Raw genomic sequence first — 14,442 nt, 5'->3', positions numbered from 1 at the left:
CTTACCACTTACCACTTACCACTTACCACTTACCACTTACCACTTACCACTTACCACTTACCACTTACCACTTACCACTTACCACTTACCACTTCATCGCTATGCGCATATCGCCAACTATCAACCAATTACTCATTACTTTTTACTCAACACTAAACACTTATAACTTTTCATTGTTCACTGTCCACTGTTCATTGATCACTGTTGACTGTCCACTGCCCCTTCTGTTCCATAAAGACATCATACGCCAATTGTGTGGCTTCCGTAAAGGCCCGGGTGGTGATGGTAGCTCCTGTAAGCGCATCGACCTCGCCTCCATCCTTTGCCACTTTTAAATCGTATTGGTTCGGATCTTTGTCCCGAAATTGCCGCAGGAACTTTTCGCCCTTCATCTTTGTGCCCAGTCCCGGGGTTTCCTTTTGTTCCAAAACGGAGATATTATAAATATGTCCATCAGGCGTAAAACCGACCATAATCCGTATAAGGCCACTATAGCCTTTTTCCGAAGATCCGGTTACCGCGGCCCCAACGAATTCCCCATTTTGAAAAGCCGGATAGATTTCGATACTATCCCTTACGGATTCCGGTTTAATGACCACGACCTGCGAAACCGCATGATTGTCAAATTCGGGCAGCACCGTTTTAAGGGCATTGACCTTTTTCGCCAATTTGGCCTTGGCCTTAGGTTCCAAGGTGATGTCGTTTACATAGCCCAGGGAGAATCCCGCTGCCAGGGTGATGACCAAAAGGGACAGCACCATATTGAGGAAAGTCGATTCTTTTTTCTGCATTATCATACGATTTTGGCCTTTATTTTGGAACCGAATCTACGCGGCTTGAAAAATTTGTTGATCAGGGGTACAAAGGCGTTCATGATCAAGATGGCAAAGGAAATCCCTTCCGGATAGGATCCGAACAAGCGAATGACCACCGTAATTACCCCGATACCTATGGCAAAGATCAGCATCCCCTTTTTGGTCACCGGACTGGTTACCAGATCGGTCGCCATATAAAAGGCCCCCAGGATAGCACCACCGGACAAGATATGGATCAAGGGATTGGCATAGTGTTGCGGATCGGCCCACCAGAAAATTCCGGTCATCAGGGCCATGGTCCCCAATACGGCCACCGGAATGTGCCACGTAATCACTTTTCTTGCGATGAGGTATAAACCGCCCAAGAGTAGGGCCAAGGCGGACATTTCACCTAGGGATCCGCCGGTAATTCCCAAAAACAAATTGAGATGGGAGGGGAGTTGGGCACTCAGTTCTGTCATAGTTCCGCCAAATTGCAGTCCGTCTTTAATGATGCCCAAGGTAGTGGCCCCGGTAACGGCATCGGCGAGGGTAGTGTTATTTTCAACGGCGGTAGGCCATAGGGTCATTTGTACCGGAAAGGAGACCAGGAGGAATACCCGGCCTACCAAAGCGGGATTAAAGATATTGAACCCCAGGCCCCCAAAGGACAACTTCGCAATGCCTATGGCCACCAAACTACCCACGACGATCATCCATATCGGCAGGCCCGCAGGCAGGTTAAAAGCCAACAAGATTCCGGTAATCAAGGCAGAACCATCGGCTATGGTGATTTCCGTCTTTAAAAGGTACTTCTGAATCAGATATTCGAACAGGAGGCAGGAAACAACAGCGGTTCCCGTAGCGATAAATGCATTGATCCCGAATACGTACAGGGAGACCAAAAAAGCGGGAACCATGGCAATGACCACATCATACATGATGCGCTTGGAAGTCCGGTCGGAATGTACATGGGGTGAGGCGGAGATAACAATAGGAGGGCTATCCATATATTATTAATTCTTTGAGACGTCCAACTTTTTGACTATACTTTTTCCAAATCGGATGTAATCCAGCAACGGTCTGTGTGAAGGACATACATAGCTACACGAACCACATTCGATACAGGTAAGGATATCCTCCTGGCCGGCATTTTCGAACATCCCTTTTTCCGAAAGGTTCATCAATAAGTGGGGTTCCAGTCCCATGGGGCAGACCGATACGCATTCGCCACAGCGAATGCAGGGCCGGGTTTCGCCCCGGCTTGCCTCATCCTCAGAAATGACCAATATGCCCGAAGTACCTTTGGTTACCGGTACGTCCGTATTCTTTAGGGCCTTCCCCATCATAGGGCCGCCATTGACAATTTTACGGGTGCCTTCCGGCATACCGCCCACTTCGGTGATCAGGTCTTTTATGGGCGTTCCTATCCTTACCCAAAAATTAGAGGCCTTTTCCATTTTCTTGCCCGTTACGGTCACAACGCGTTCGATCAAAGGAACGTTATGTTGCACCGCCTGGTAAATGGTAAAAATGGTCCCCACATTATGCACGATTACGCCTACATCCAGTGGCAGTCCATTTTTGGGAACTTCCCGCTGCAGCAAGGCCCGTACCAATTGTTTTTCCCCACCCTGTGGATATTTTACCTGTAGGGCGGCCACCTGGATCTTGGGTTCCCCTAACGTCAATTTTTTGAAGGTTTCAATGGCGTCTATCTTGTTGTTCTCAATGCCGATGATTGCCCGGGGAACCTTTAGGGCGTACATCAAAATTTTGATGCCCATCAGGATTTCCTCGCCCTTTTCCAACATCAATCTGTGGTCTGCCGTTAAATACGGCTCACATTCCACGCCGTTGATGACCAGGCAGTCGATTTTTTTATCCGCCTTTACGTTCAATTTCACATGCGCAGGGAATGTGGCACCCCCTAGACCAACGATACCATAATCGGAAATGCGTTGCACTATCTCCTGAGGTTCCAAGTCGATTTCCCGTTTCAAAGGATACTTGGTCTCCTCAAAATTGGAGGCATTTTTGGTATCCGTGCGGATGACAATACATTGCTTTTTGTAGCCCGAACTGTCCACGATCATATCCAATTTGGTGACGGTCCCTGCTACCGGGGAATGGATGTTGGAAGAGACAAATCCGCCCGATTTGGCTATGACCTGGCCCATTTCCACCTTATCCTTACGATCCACAACAATCTCCGCCGGAATCCCTATATGCTGTGCTATGGGGACATAGACCACTTTGGGTACCGGCAATCGTTGTATCGGCCTGGACGAGGTCAATTTGTTCTCCGGAGGATGGATACCTCCTTTTGGAAAGGTCTTAAGCATTGTTCTCTGCTATTACGGATTCAACCTGGGCCACAATATCGGGCACTACCTTTTTTACTTTTTTGGGTGGGAAATTGGTTTCCACTATGGAGTCGGTAGGACATACCGGTACGCATTTTCTACAAAGTGTACAGTAAGCAGGGTCGATATACGCAAGATTGTTTACCATGGTTATGGCCTCCTTGGGGCAGATATCAAAACACTTGGAACAGCCGATACAAGCTACGGAACATGCTTTTCTGGCAATTCCGCCCTTATCCTCGTTCAAGCATCCCACATAAATCTTAAGGTCCCGTTTTTGCTTGGGCCGCATTTCTATGATATCACGGGGGCAGGCCTCGGCACACATACCACAAGAGGTACATTTATCGGTGATGACCACCGGCAGGCCGGTGTTTTCGTCCATGTACATGGCATCGAACTTACAGACAGCAACACAGTCCCCGTCCCCCAAACACCCATATTGGCAATCTGTCTCACCGCTATAGATCAAGGAGGAAATCGCACAGGATTTCGGACCTTGATATTCTGTGGTCTTAGGCCGTACGTCACAAGCGCCCTGACAGCGTACCACGGCTACCGTGGGGTCTTTTTCCGCCACTTCCTTGCCCAAGGCCTCCGAAACCAATTGCATAACATCGTTACCTCCTACGGGACAGAATAGATCGGATATATCATCGGTGCCTACCAATTTTTCAGCGAAGGCCTTACACCCGGGGGAACCACATCCGGCACAATTGGCAGCGGGGAGCAAATCCTCCACCTCGGCAATCAAAGGGTTCTCATATACGTAGAACTTTTTGGAAACCACATAGAGCACCATGGCGGCCGTTACTCCCAGGGAAGCCAACAAAAGAACGCTGTATAGTATGGAGTCCGTCATAAGGTTACACTTTTAGGATTGAAATCTTAAAGGCCTGTTTAAATACATCCTGCAACAGGTAGATGATCAGGTAGTAGGGGACCAAGATTAAGAGCGACAATAGCCCGGCCATCCATTCCTGTAGAAACCCCGAAGCGATCCATAAGGTGGATATCACCAAGACAAAAGGAAACAAATAGGCCCAAAATACGGCCTTTAGACCGGTTTCCTTTTTGAGGACTACCGCAACGGGTTCGTTGAGGGCAAAGTTCCCCTTGGAATCCGAAACTACCACTTCCTTGGAATCTGCAATTCCGCAGCTACCCTTGGCACGACAAGATTCGCAATGGGCGTTTTCATCCAAGGCAACGGTCAATGAATTGCGTTCAATTCTGGATATCGTCCCAAAATGGATAAAGGTATCGTTCGCCGTCGGTGCCGTATTCATCATCATGTTCTTTAACTACATTAGGGTAAAAGTAGAGGAAAAGCCCCGCCTATTTTATGACATATGTCAGGTATTGGATTCGAAAGTAGTTGATTGTGGATCAATAGGTTAGAAGGCCAAGATGAAAAATACGTCTTTTGGGAAATTACGAATCGGTCCGTGGGATATACATGGAAGTAAGTTTGTTTTTTTGATCATTAATTAGTATTTCATGGATAAGACATTTATTTTCATGCCAAATCCGTTGAAATGAAATACCAACTTCTTTCCATTCTTTGTTTCGTAGGTGTTGTTTCTTGTAAGACAGAAAACACCACCGATCCGGAAGTAAGGCAGTGGCAGGCCCAAGCCGAGAATGTCAGCATTATTCGCGATGATTTTGGCGTTCCCCATATTTATGGGAAAACAGATGCCGATGTTGTTTTTGGACTCCTCTATGCCCAATGTGAGGACGACTTTAACCGGGTGGAGCAAAACTATATCTGGGCCACGGGCCGGTTGGCCGAAGTGGAGGGTGAGGAAGCCCTTTACAGCGATTTAAGAGCCAAGTTGTTCATGACGGAGGCCCAGGCCAAGGCCAATTACGAGAAAAGTCCGGAATGGCTAAAAAAACTGTGCAATGCCTTTGCGGATGGGGTAAATTATTATCTCCATACCCATCCCGAGGTGAAACCCAGGCTATTGACGCGGTTTGAGCCGTGGATGCCCATGTATTTCAGTGAAGGCTCCATAGGGGGGGATATTGAGCGAATTTCCATTGAGAAAATCAAGGCGTTCTATGAAAGTGGTATGGAAATTCCTGAGGCGGCGGAACTGGAAATACAGAAAAAGGACGCCATGGCAGAGCCCCAGGGATCCAACGGAATTGCCATTTCCGGAGCATTGACACAGTCCGGGAATCCCCTATTATTAATCAATCCGCATACTTCCTTTTATTTCAGGGGCGAGGTGCATGTGGTTAGCGAGGAAGGTTTAGATGCATACGGGGCAGTTACTTGGGGCCAGTTTTTTGTGTACCAGGGGTTCAATGAAAAGACTGGATGGATGCATACCAGTACCTATACCGATGTGCTGGACGAATTTAAGGAAACCATTATTTCTATGGATGATAAGCTCCTCTACCAATATGGAGAGGAATTACGTCCTGTAAAAACATCGGAAATCATCTTGAAGTATAAAGAGGGCGATAGAATCCGCGAAAAATCGTTTCCCGCTTACCATACCCATCATGGTCCCATAACACATATGGAAAATGGGCTATGGACCGCCTCGGCCATGATGTGGGAGCCGGTCAAGGCCTTAGAGCAGTCCTACATCCGAACCAAACAAAATGGGTATCAAGGTTTCCGAAAGATGATGGATATCCGGACCAATTCCTCCAATAACACGGTATATGCCGATGCGGAAGGGAACATTGCCTACTTTCATGGGAACTTTATTCCAAAACGGGATACACGCTTTGATTATACCCGACCTGTTGATGGCAGTAACCCTGAAACCGATTGGCAGGGACTACATACGGTAGATGAGAACATACTGTTGCTCAATCCTGGAAATGGCTGGATACAGAATTGCAACTCCACACCCTATACCGCAGCCTTGGGATACAACCCAAAACGGGAGAACTACCCAAAATATATGTCCCTGGATAGGGAAAACTTTCGTGGGGTACATGCCATTGACCTCTTGAAGGACAAAAAAGGATACACTTTGGATAGCCTCATTCAATTGGCCCACGACCCCTATCTACCCGCTTTTGCCGAATTGATTCCTGGCCTTATTGAAGCGAGTGAGGGTATTGACAATCCAACCGAGCCGTTTGCCTCTGCCATAGCAGAACTTCGCCAATGGGATTTTAAAACTTCAAAGGAATCGATAGCGATGACCTTGGCTCATTATTATGGTACTATGTACATGGAGAACGGGAATTACCCCGATGGTCTTAGTGTGATGCAATTAATCGACTATTTCGGGAACAGCTCGCCAAAGGGGGAACGAATATCCATTTTTACGGCGGTATTGAATCGTTTAACAGCTGATTTTGGTACCTGGCGAATGCCCTGGGGCGAAGTTAACCGCTATCAGCGATTGAATGGGGATATTTACCAACCTTTTGATGACGATAAGCCAAGCATTCCTATCGGTTTTGCCTCGGGTAAGTGGGGTGCCTTGGCCGCATATGGGGCACGTTATGATAACAATACCAAAAAAATCTACGGCACCCGGGGGAACAGTTTTGTTGCCGTTGTGGAGTTTGGGGACACCGTTAAGGCAAAAAGTATTATGGCCGGGGGCCAAAGTGGAGATCCCAATTCCCCTCATTTTGATGATCAGGCGTTACCCTATTCCAATGTTGAATGGAAAGATGTGGCCTATTACAAAGAGGATGTGCTAAAAAGAGCTAGGGAGACCTATACACCGGGCTCTAGGGAGTAAGCTTTATACCTATAACGCGGTTCATCTAATTTGAAAATGCCTTGATTTGGAGATTTATCCTTCGGAAGGTTGGCCTTGGAATTTGAAATTTGTGATTTGGAATTTCGGCCAAAGCGAACTAAGGGCTGCTGCTTGTAACAGATTTACTCTTTGGTGATAATCAACGTTGCTTTGGATCCTGCGGATAACAACCATTTATTGGAATAAATCAACTGCCCCTGGTCGTCATAGACATCCACTTGTGCCGTATTTGGGGGGGAGGACCCTACGTTCAAGGCTTCAAAATCCAGTTTGTTGAAACCCTTTTGCAAATCTACGTTTAACCCTTTAAACGACCCTGTAAGCAATACGTTATGATCTATGACCTGGTCGTTTAGGTAAATCTTTACCCGATCGCCATCCACGAATTCGTGGTCTCTACAGATAACGCCGACAAATTTTCCATTACTTTTTACATCGCCCATGTACATATCCCCAAAATGCTCCTTGGAGCCCTCCTTCGGTTTTCTTGGACCTACCTTGGCATCTATCTTCATTCCATGGCCGGCCTGTACCAGTTCGCGGTCTGGCAGCATTTTTACCGGGTTCTTAAGGGAATCCCTTAGGTTTATTTCGGGCTTGTCATCTATAATGGAAGGGATATTGAGTGCCGTGCCCTGATTAGGTTTTCCCAAAGGGTCCAACTTGTTGGCGGCTTCGATATTTAACGGTTTTTGTGCGGGAATATCCGTTTGGGCGTACATCAAGGAAGTCGCCAAACTTACAAAGCCTACTACAAGTATCGATTTTAATTGCATCGTATTATCCTGGACAAATACGTCCTAAAGATAGCAAATACCCTGCCATGAGGGCTTAAAGCCGTGTTAAATTCCAAAATTTTCGATGATCATATCGGCTATCAATCGGTGACCTTGTGCATTGGGATGAATGGGATCTGTGTCGTAACAATCCGCTCTGTTCTTAAAAAGAGGAGTATTGATGTCAATGATGTCCATGACCGCTCTATGGTTAAAATCCAATACAATTTCCTTGAATTCTTGGAGTACTTCCTTATCGTAATCTGGATACGGGTTCAGATATCCATAGCTGGTTTCCTGGGCAGCAGGAGAAATAGGGGCAACGTCCAGGACCAAGGGGGGAGGGGTTAAAAGTATGGCCCTAATATTCCTTTGTTTTATTTTTTCCAAAAAGGTGTAAATACCAGTTTTGTAACTATCGAAAAGTGCTTGGGAAGGGGGACCATAAATACCACAATTGATGCCGTAACAAAAAGTAATAACGTCTACGGGTTCACTATCCATAAGGGTATCCAAGCGTTCAAATAGATAGGGCCTAGGGCCAGGATGGTGCTCTTCAGTAAGTCCGGTAATGGTTTCACTACTTTTGCCCCAGTTCCGGAATGTAAGGTTCATTTCAGGATGGTTCTTAGCATAGTATTGTTGCAATAGTTCTACATAACCTTCCTTGTTTCCATAAGTGATACTGTCCCCTAAACAACCGATGATTTGATCGCTCTTTAATGTAGGCCTATTGTTGGAAAGGCAACCCAAAAAAGAGCTGCCCATAAGTAGGATGGAGGAATGGGCCAAAAATTGTCTTCTGTCCATTGAAAAGTAAGGTTAAGGTCAAAAATAAAAATTACTCCTATTAAATGAAATAGGGTCTAGTACAAAATAATTTCATTCCCTGGCATATTGTTGGGGCTTTTCGTAATCTTTTTTCATGACATAGGGTAATTTGTAGACGTTGCCATAGAAATCTCCAAAGAAAAGCTCGGACTTACCAAATTCTTTGGGATTCCCGTTGGCCCAAAAGAATTGAAAAGGCGCCTTTGCGTATAAGGGTCTTCTAACGTAGGAGTGGTTCCATTGACTGGAAGAGGTGATTTGTTTTTCTTTTTTCCAATGTTCTCCGCCATCCCAAGATATCCATATGGCGATTTCGCCGCCTGTTCCGTACTTCTGGGGACCAGGTTCGGTGGGTCCCACAATTTTCCAAATATCCTTTTCGACGTATAGACTACCCATGTCATAATTATGGTCCGAAGTACAAACCACCGTTGTCCTCCACTCTTGGCCCGTCCACTTGGTAATGCGCCATTCATAAGGTTTGTTTTTGGGTCCCGGCTCGTGGCCGTTACTAGTTATATAAAGTAATATAGGCTGGCCGCTGGCATCAAACTGCATGTCTTTTAGGTATACATTTTTCTTTTGGGAGTCATAGTCGATTACTCTAGCCGGGCTACTGATAGCGCTAATGGGAAGCAACAGGGTGTCTTGTTGAACCGTTGTCCAGGTTTTCCCGTGATCCTTGCTTTGGAGGTAGTAAAGATCCGTTCTGGTATCGGGATGTCCGTTGTTATGACGATTAAAAAACGTGGCCAACTTTGCACCTCCCTTGAATGAATTACTAACCTGATAATGTCCACTGCGGTAGTCTTTCCCGGAAGGGATTCCTGCTAATTTTTGGGTAGGGGACCACGCCTTTCCATCGGGACTGGTTTCAAAATAGAGTTCCCGAACGCCCGTATACTTGGTAAAAAAGTGAAAAAATCCATTATCGGTATGCCATACCTGTGGATAGGTAAACTCTTCTTCGGCGACAATCAGAAACTTCTCCGTGGACAAGGGTTCCACGCTTCGTAACTTGATTCCTTTACGTTTTGTTCCACGACCACTTACAAATACCCAAATATGATCATCATCCCCAATATAAAGTACAGGATTGTCATGTGGGTCGTCTACGACAATTTTGTCATAGACTACCGTCGGTCTGTTTACCGTTAAGGTCTTATGGTCAAAAGAACCGATCATACAAAGAAGACGTCTTTTATCCTTATCAGTGGTGCCACCGTATACAAAAAAGGTTTTGTCGGCTTTTGGAGAATATACTGCCAATGGGATGTGCTTTGCGGTATAGGTTCCCAAGCCCCCAGAATACTTGTCACCGTAGGCATATTTTTGGTTCAGTTCAAACCAAATCCCTCGATAACCATTGATTTTGGTATTTCTAAGATCCACGGTGTCCTGCCCAAAAAGGAGATTTTGAAAGCAAAGAAATAGGATAAGGAAGCGGTAAAGCGTATACGACATCATTACATGGACTAAAGGATAATGGTCATCTATTCAATTTCAATTACTGGGTTTTGCTCCAAATAGCCTAAGGACTGCAAGAAATGATCCATTTCCAAAACCGTTTTTTTATACAGGTCAAAATTACCATAGTTAAAAAACCCATGACCTTTCCCTTCGTAAAGTTTCAGCTTGCAGCTACTTCCCATCTTTTCCATAACCGTTTTGTAGTACTGGGCGGTTACCACAGGAATAAGTTTGTCATCGGTGCCCAAGAAGAATATGGTGGGTGGCGCCCCTTTTTTTAGATTGTGGAGCGGGGAGAAGTCTTTGTAGGCCGGCCCTATTCTTTCATATCCATAACCTCCCGGCCCATTGTCGACAACCGGGTTAAAAAGGGCCAAGGCATTGGGAATACAGCTAACGGACGTATCATCACTTTCCTCGTTATAACCTTCTATTGAAGCTGTAGCGGCGGCTAAATGACCCCCTGCCGAGCCTCCTGATGCAATAATTTTAGAAGGATCAACCCCAAGTTCAAGGGCATTTTTACGAATAAACCGCATAGAGGATTTGGCATCCTTTAAGGCCTCAAAAGGGGTGGTACCGTGTTGGCCCTCCGTTCGATAATCCACCAAAAAACAGACCAAGCCCCTTTTCGAAAAATACCGAGCATGATTCAAAAAATGGTGTCGGTCCCCACCTTTCCAACCCCCTCCAAAAAAGAAAACAAGGGCCGGAAGTTTGTCCGTTGTCCTTATATTCTGAGGTGCATGGATTTCAACAAACAAACGAACAGTATCGATTTGTTTGTACAGTAGTTTTTTTTGGGCCGAACATGGACTAAAGTAGGATATGAAAATAATCGCCAAAACTGAATACTTTTTTAGCATATCCCGGACATTTAGGTTAAGTCTAAAAATAGCGATTTATGCGGTTCGTACAAGGCAGGGTATACTTTTTTAAAGGGATGTGTGACAACAGTACAAATTTTACCCGTATTTTGTGAGATACCCTTTAAAAAACAGGAAAGGATAGCAATTGTTTAAAAATTTAATACGAAATTTATGGACATGACAAATATCATAGAAATTCAAGTGATACGGGCGTAGCTTTGAAAATTACAAAAGGGCCTATAGGGCTTTGTTTTTTTAGCGCTTGTGACACTTATTTTCAGGACGTACTAGTATAACCAAAATATCTAACCGTATGATAACAATTCGAAATGAAAAACACTTGAGAAATGGACTCGTGTTATTGCGGCTCTTTATCGGGTGGCATTTTTTGTATGAGGGGATTATTAAATTGTATAATCCTGATTGGACCTCTTTCGGGTATTTAGCGTCTGCACAAGGACCTTTTAGACCCATTTTTGTGGCAATTACCAGCGATTCCTTTATAGGTATTGCGGATTGGATGAATGTAATGGCCTTGATTTTTGTGGGCATTACGTTGATTTTGGGAATCTGGGAGAAATGGGGGGCCTTGGTTGCCATGTTTCTATTGGCCCTGTACTATCTTGCCCATCCCTCCTTCCCATGGGTTACCCAATTGAATGTAGAGGGAAGTTACTGGTTTGTAAATAAAAATCTCATAGAACTTATGGCTTGTTTTGTACTTTACCAAGTTCCTACAGGTGAGTTTTTTGGATTGAGTGGAATCCTCAAAAGAAATAAGGAAATAACTAAAACCGAATTATCATGAAATGGACAAGAAGAGACGCGCTTAAAGGTTTAGGAGGTATTCCGATATTAGGTGCCGTTTGGTGGGCTGGTGCCGCCAATACAGTTTCCAAGAAAAGGGAACGTTCCGCCATATTGGAACAATTGAACATACAACCCTCCTTACCAGAAGCCGTGCCCGGTATTAGTGGCGACCCGGTTCGGGTAGGAATTATTGGTTTTGGTATTCGGGGTCAGCAATTATGTCGCGCCCTTGGTTTTGCCACCAAAAAATGGAAGGAGGATATGAAATTGGCCGCTGAGGAAAATCCAAAACACTCTGCCCTTAAGGACTTTATGGCCCAAGAGAAACTAAACGTAAAATTAACTGGAGTCTGCGATATTTTCGATTATAGGGCTAATTTGGCTCTGGATTCTTTTAATGCGGATGATAATAAGATAAAGCGATATCGTACCCATCAGGAAATGATTCGTAGTGGAGAGGTAGATGCCGTGGTAATAGCCACTCCAGACCATTGGCACGCACCAATGGCTATAGATGCCTTGGAAAACAATATACATGTCTATATTGAAAAACCCATGACGCATACCGTTGAAGAGACCTACAGGTTGCGTGACGCCGCGAGGAAATCAAAGGCAGTCCTGCAGGTTGGTCATCAACACAGACAGACCTTGAGTTTCCAAACGGCCAAGGATATTATCAAAAAAGGGACTCTGGGTCACGTATCCCTGATTCAGACGAATACGAATAGAAATGATGATAACGGAGCTTGGATGTACCACATTCATGAGGATGCCAGTCCACAGACCATTGATTGGGATATGTTCCTGGGCTCAGCTCCCAAGGTTCCCTTTAATAAAAATCACTTCTTTAGATGGCGTAAGTGGTGGTCTTATGGTTCCGGTCTTTCCGGGGATTTGCTTTCCCATGATTACGACCGCCTGAATTGTGTTTTGGAAATGGGAATCCCGGATTCTGTGATGACTTCGGGAGGTATTTATACCCATAATGATGGACGTAATGTACCGGACGTACTGCAAGTAAATATGGAATTCCCCAACTACTCTACCGGTAGTAGTCAAGTAGAAGGTAAGGAGAAAGGCATGACGTTCGTGTACAGTGCTACCTTGGGCAATGGCTTTAATCGTCCCACCATCCTAATGGGACATGATGCCACTATGGAACTCGGTAACCGACTAACGGTTTGGCCCGATGGTAGATCCACTCGCTATGCCGATATGATCGAAGCGGAAAAGATGAATCCGAACGTTCCCATCTATCAATACAATCCTGGAGCAAATTCTCCGGATGCCGTGGCTTCCGCAACTTCGCAGTATTTTGCGGATAAAGGACTTATGTGGACTTATATCAACGGAGCCCGTGTAGATTCAACATTCCTTCATATGCGGGAATGGTTGAGTGCGGCCAAAAACGGAGGTAAATTAAGTTGTGGTATCGACGAAGGTTTTGAAGAAGCCATTGCCTCTCATATGGCAGGACTTTCCTATAAATTGGGAAGAAGGATCGAATGGGATCGCGAAAAGGAGATACTTAAACCTATTGAAGGCATTGACTTTGACCAGGCACTTTTGGCCAATACAACAGTTGAAAATATTCCGAAGTTTTTGGAAATGCAACAGATGGAGATGGATAAGATAGAAGGGTAAAGGTCTCATAGCGGCCCTACTGTTTTATTCCTGGAAAACCCCGATCGATCAGATCGGGGTTTTTTGGTTTCCTTATCCAAGGTTTCAAGGGGTTATTTTCCGTTTTGTTGACGACGTTCCCTATAGCCGAAAAATACATTTTCATCATTATTTTGGGAATTAAAACAGCATTAAATGATGATTTGATAAAAAAAAGCCATCAAAATTATGTACATGACATTTGTCATGTTTTTTCTGCTCTTATGCTTTTACATTTATACAAATAAACAATTGAACTATTTACTAGGATAAGCGAATAATCCAAACGGCAATTTTTAATAACCCAATTGCATAGTTATCCTAGATGCCTGATTTTATTAAGTATGGGTTGTAAGTATATGTAACGCTAAATTTTTTTAAGATGAGACCTAAAAAAAACCCAAAAGCAGATTTAAATAAAGATAGTGGCCTTTTCTTCGTAATAGGCCTTACCATTGTTCTTTTTCTTACGTGGAGAGCTTTGGAGTACAAAACGTATGAGACCGAGGATTATGTTGCGGAGGCCATGAACGTGGTGGATGACATTAAGGAAAATGTACCGCAAACGGAACAAATCAAGACACCACCACCGCCACCGCCACCATCGGCTCCCGAAATCATTGAGGTTGTTGATGATACCGAGGAAATTGAGGAAACGATTATTGAAAGTACCGAAATAAACCAAGAGACCGTAATCGACGCGGTAATCGAGGTTGATGATGTAGCTGTGGAAGAGGAAGAAGAAGAGATTACAGTACCTTTTGCAGTCATAGAAAATGTACCGATTTTTCCTGGTTGTGAGAATATGACCACGAATGCCGAACGTAAGGCCTGTTTCCAAAGAAAAATACAGGAACACGTTGTTAAAAACTTTAAGTATCCCGCTACCGCTGCGGAACTTGGAATTCAGGGAAGGGTTTTCGTTCAGTTTGTCATAGACACCAAAGGTTATATCACTAGTGTTAGGACACGTGGTCCGGATTCCAATTTGGAGAAAGAGGCTGGTCGTATTATCGCATCCCTGCCCCAAATGACTCCAGGTATGCAAAGGGGCCGAGCCGTAAAAGTACCTTATAGTATACCTGTAAGCTTTAAGTTACGAACCAACTAACCTCAAA

The 14,442-nt window shown here is 44.8% G+C and carries 13 protein-coding genes; 4 read left to right on the top strand and 9 right to left on the bottom strand.

Translation table 11 applies throughout. From position 1 onward, the window contains the following. Positions 1-191: 191 nt before the first annotated feature. Genes Q0993_RS03100 through Q0993_RS03080 form a run of 5 tightly spaced genes read right to left on the bottom strand, consistent with a single transcriptional unit; the run spans position 192 to position 4,455 of the window. On the bottom strand, positions 192-791 hold the full coding sequence (locus Q0993_RS03100; RefSeq protein ID WP_299529658.1) for an RnfABCDGE type electron transport complex subunit G: 600 nt from the start codon (positions 789-791) through the stop codon (positions 192-194). A gap of 2 nt (positions 792-793) precedes the next feature. After that, positions 794-1,804, bottom strand: coding sequence for an RnfABCDGE type electron transport complex subunit D (locus Q0993_RS03095; protein ID WP_299529656.1), 1,011 nt, complete (start codon positions 1,802-1,804; stop codon positions 794-796). 6 nt (positions 1,805-1,810) lie between these two features. Then, positions 1,811-3,139, bottom strand: coding sequence for an electron transport complex subunit RsxC (rsxC, locus tag Q0993_RS03090; RefSeq protein ID WP_299529654.1), 1,329 nt, complete (start codon positions 3,137-3,139; stop codon positions 1,811-1,813). Then, complete coding sequence (locus Q0993_RS03085; RefSeq protein WP_299529652.1) at positions 3,132-4,022, bottom strand: Fe-S cluster domain-containing protein; 891 nt, start codon at positions 4,020-4,022, stop codon at positions 3,132-3,134. Before Q0993_RS03085 ends, rsxC begins: the two co-directional genes overlap by 8 nt. 4 nt (positions 4,023-4,026) lie before the next feature. Continuing rightward, on the bottom strand, positions 4,027-4,455 hold the full coding sequence (locus Q0993_RS03080; RefSeq protein WP_299529650.1) for a SoxR reducing system RseC family protein: 429 nt from the start codon (positions 4,453-4,455) through the stop codon (positions 4,027-4,029). Positions 4,456-4,698: 243 nt separating this feature from the next. On the opposite strand from Q0993_RS03080, the gene Q0993_RS03075 reads away from it, so the two are divergent. Beyond that, entirely contained in the window at positions 4,699-6,885 is a 2,187-nt protein-coding gene (locus tag Q0993_RS03075) for an acylase (protein WP_299529649.1), read from the top strand. A 143-nt stretch (positions 6,886-7,028) separates the two neighbouring features. Here Q0993_RS03075 and Q0993_RS03070 read toward each other — a convergent pair whose 3' ends face one another. The 4 genes from Q0993_RS03070 to Q0993_RS03055 form a co-directional block, all read right to left on the bottom strand. Beyond that, positions 7,029-7,682 carry a hypothetical protein gene (locus Q0993_RS03070; protein WP_299529648.1) on the bottom strand — a complete coding sequence of 218 codons (654 nt, stop codon included), beginning with the start codon at positions 7,680-7,682 and terminating at the stop codon, positions 7,029-7,031. 66 nt (positions 7,683-7,748) lie between these two features. After that, entirely contained in the window at positions 7,749-8,492 is a 744-nt protein-coding gene (locus Q0993_RS03065) for a GDSL-type esterase/lipase family protein (protein ID WP_299529647.1), read from the bottom strand. 72 nt (positions 8,493-8,564) lie between these two features. Next, complete coding sequence (locus Q0993_RS03060) at positions 8,565-9,980, bottom strand: BNR-4 repeat-containing protein (protein ID WP_299529646.1); 1,416 nt, start codon at positions 9,978-9,980, stop codon at positions 8,565-8,567. Between the two features lie 26 nt (positions 9,981-10,006). Next, the gene (locus tag Q0993_RS03055; protein ID WP_299529645.1) at positions 10,007-10,849 is read right to left on the bottom strand and encodes an alpha/beta hydrolase; all 843 of its coding nucleotides are present in this window, start codon (positions 10,847-10,849) and stop codon (positions 10,007-10,009) included. A gap of 316 nt (positions 10,850-11,165) precedes the next feature. On the opposite strand from Q0993_RS03055, the gene Q0993_RS03050 reads away from it, so the two are divergent. The 3 genes from Q0993_RS03050 (at position 11,166) to Q0993_RS03040 (ending at position 14,435) form a co-directional block, all read left to right on the top strand. Then, positions 11,166-11,660 (top strand): DoxX family membrane protein, encoded by a 495-nt coding sequence (locus tag Q0993_RS03050; protein ID WP_299529644.1) that lies wholly within the window; start codon positions 11,166-11,168, stop codon positions 11,658-11,660. After that, a complete protein-coding gene (locus Q0993_RS03045) occupies positions 11,657-13,306 on the top strand; it encodes a Gfo/Idh/MocA family oxidoreductase (RefSeq protein ID WP_299529643.1) in 1,650 nt (549 codons plus the stop codon). The genes Q0993_RS03050 and Q0993_RS03045 overlap by 4 nt, the downstream gene beginning before the upstream one ends. A gap of 400 nt (positions 13,307-13,706) precedes the next feature. Beyond that, positions 13,707-14,435: an energy transducer TonB gene (locus Q0993_RS03040; protein ID WP_299529642.1), complete on the top strand. Its 729-nt coding sequence runs from the start codon at positions 13,707-13,709 to the stop codon at positions 14,433-14,435. Positions 14,436-14,442 lie beyond the last annotated feature (7 nt).

The sequence above is a fragment of the Ulvibacterium sp. genome (assembly GCF_028285715.1).
GTDB lineage: Bacteria > Bacteroidota > Bacteroidia > Flavobacteriales > Flavobacteriaceae > Ulvibacterium.
The sequence above is the reverse complement of the archived record's forward strand: the minus strand, read 5'-3'. Positions and strand labels throughout refer to the sequence as shown.

Excerpts from the sequence above, each read along its gene's own strand:
- Q0993_RS03100 (WP_299529658.1), bottom strand. The coding sequence starts at position 791 with ATGCAGAAAAAAGAATCGACTTTCCTCAATATGGTGCTGTCCCTTTTG.
- Q0993_RS03095 (WP_299529656.1), bottom strand. The coding sequence starts at position 1,804 with ATGGATAGCCCTCCTATTGTTATCTCCGCCTCACCCCATGTACATTCC.
- rsxC (WP_299529654.1), bottom strand. The coding sequence starts at position 3,139 with ATGCTTAAGACCTTTCCAAAAGGAGGTATCCATCCTCCGGAGAACAAA.
- Q0993_RS03085 (WP_299529652.1), bottom strand. The coding sequence starts at position 4,022 with ATGACGGACTCCATACTATACAGCGTTCTTTTGTTGGCTTCCCTGGGA.
- Q0993_RS03080 (WP_299529650.1), bottom strand. The coding sequence starts at position 4,455 with ATGATGATGAATACGGCACCGACGGCGAACGATACCTTTATCCATTTT.
- Q0993_RS03075 (WP_299529649.1), top strand. The coding sequence starts at position 4,699 with ATGAAATACCAACTTCTTTCCATTCTTTGTTTCGTAGGTGTTGTTTCT.
- Q0993_RS03070 (WP_299529648.1), bottom strand. The coding sequence starts at position 7,682 with ATGCAATTAAAATCGATACTTGTAGTAGGCTTTGTAAGTTTGGCGACT.
- Q0993_RS03065 (WP_299529647.1), bottom strand. The coding sequence starts at position 8,492 with ATGGACAGAAGACAATTTTTGGCCCATTCCTCCATCCTACTTATGGGC.
- Q0993_RS03060 (WP_299529646.1), bottom strand. The coding sequence starts at position 9,980 with ATGATGTCGTATACGCTTTACCGCTTCCTTATCCTATTTCTTTGCTTT.
- Q0993_RS03055 (WP_299529645.1), bottom strand. The coding sequence starts at position 10,849 with ATGCTAAAAAAGTATTCAGTTTTGGCGATTATTTTCATATCCTACTTT.
- Q0993_RS03050 (WP_299529644.1), top strand. The coding sequence starts at position 11,166 with ATGATAACAATTCGAAATGAAAAACACTTGAGAAATGGACTCGTGTTA.
- Q0993_RS03045 (WP_299529643.1), top strand. The coding sequence starts at position 11,657 with ATGAAATGGACAAGAAGAGACGCGCTTAAAGGTTTAGGAGGTATTCCG.
- Q0993_RS03040 (WP_299529642.1), top strand. The coding sequence starts at position 13,707 with ATGAGACCTAAAAAAAACCCAAAAGCAGATTTAAATAAAGATAGTGGC.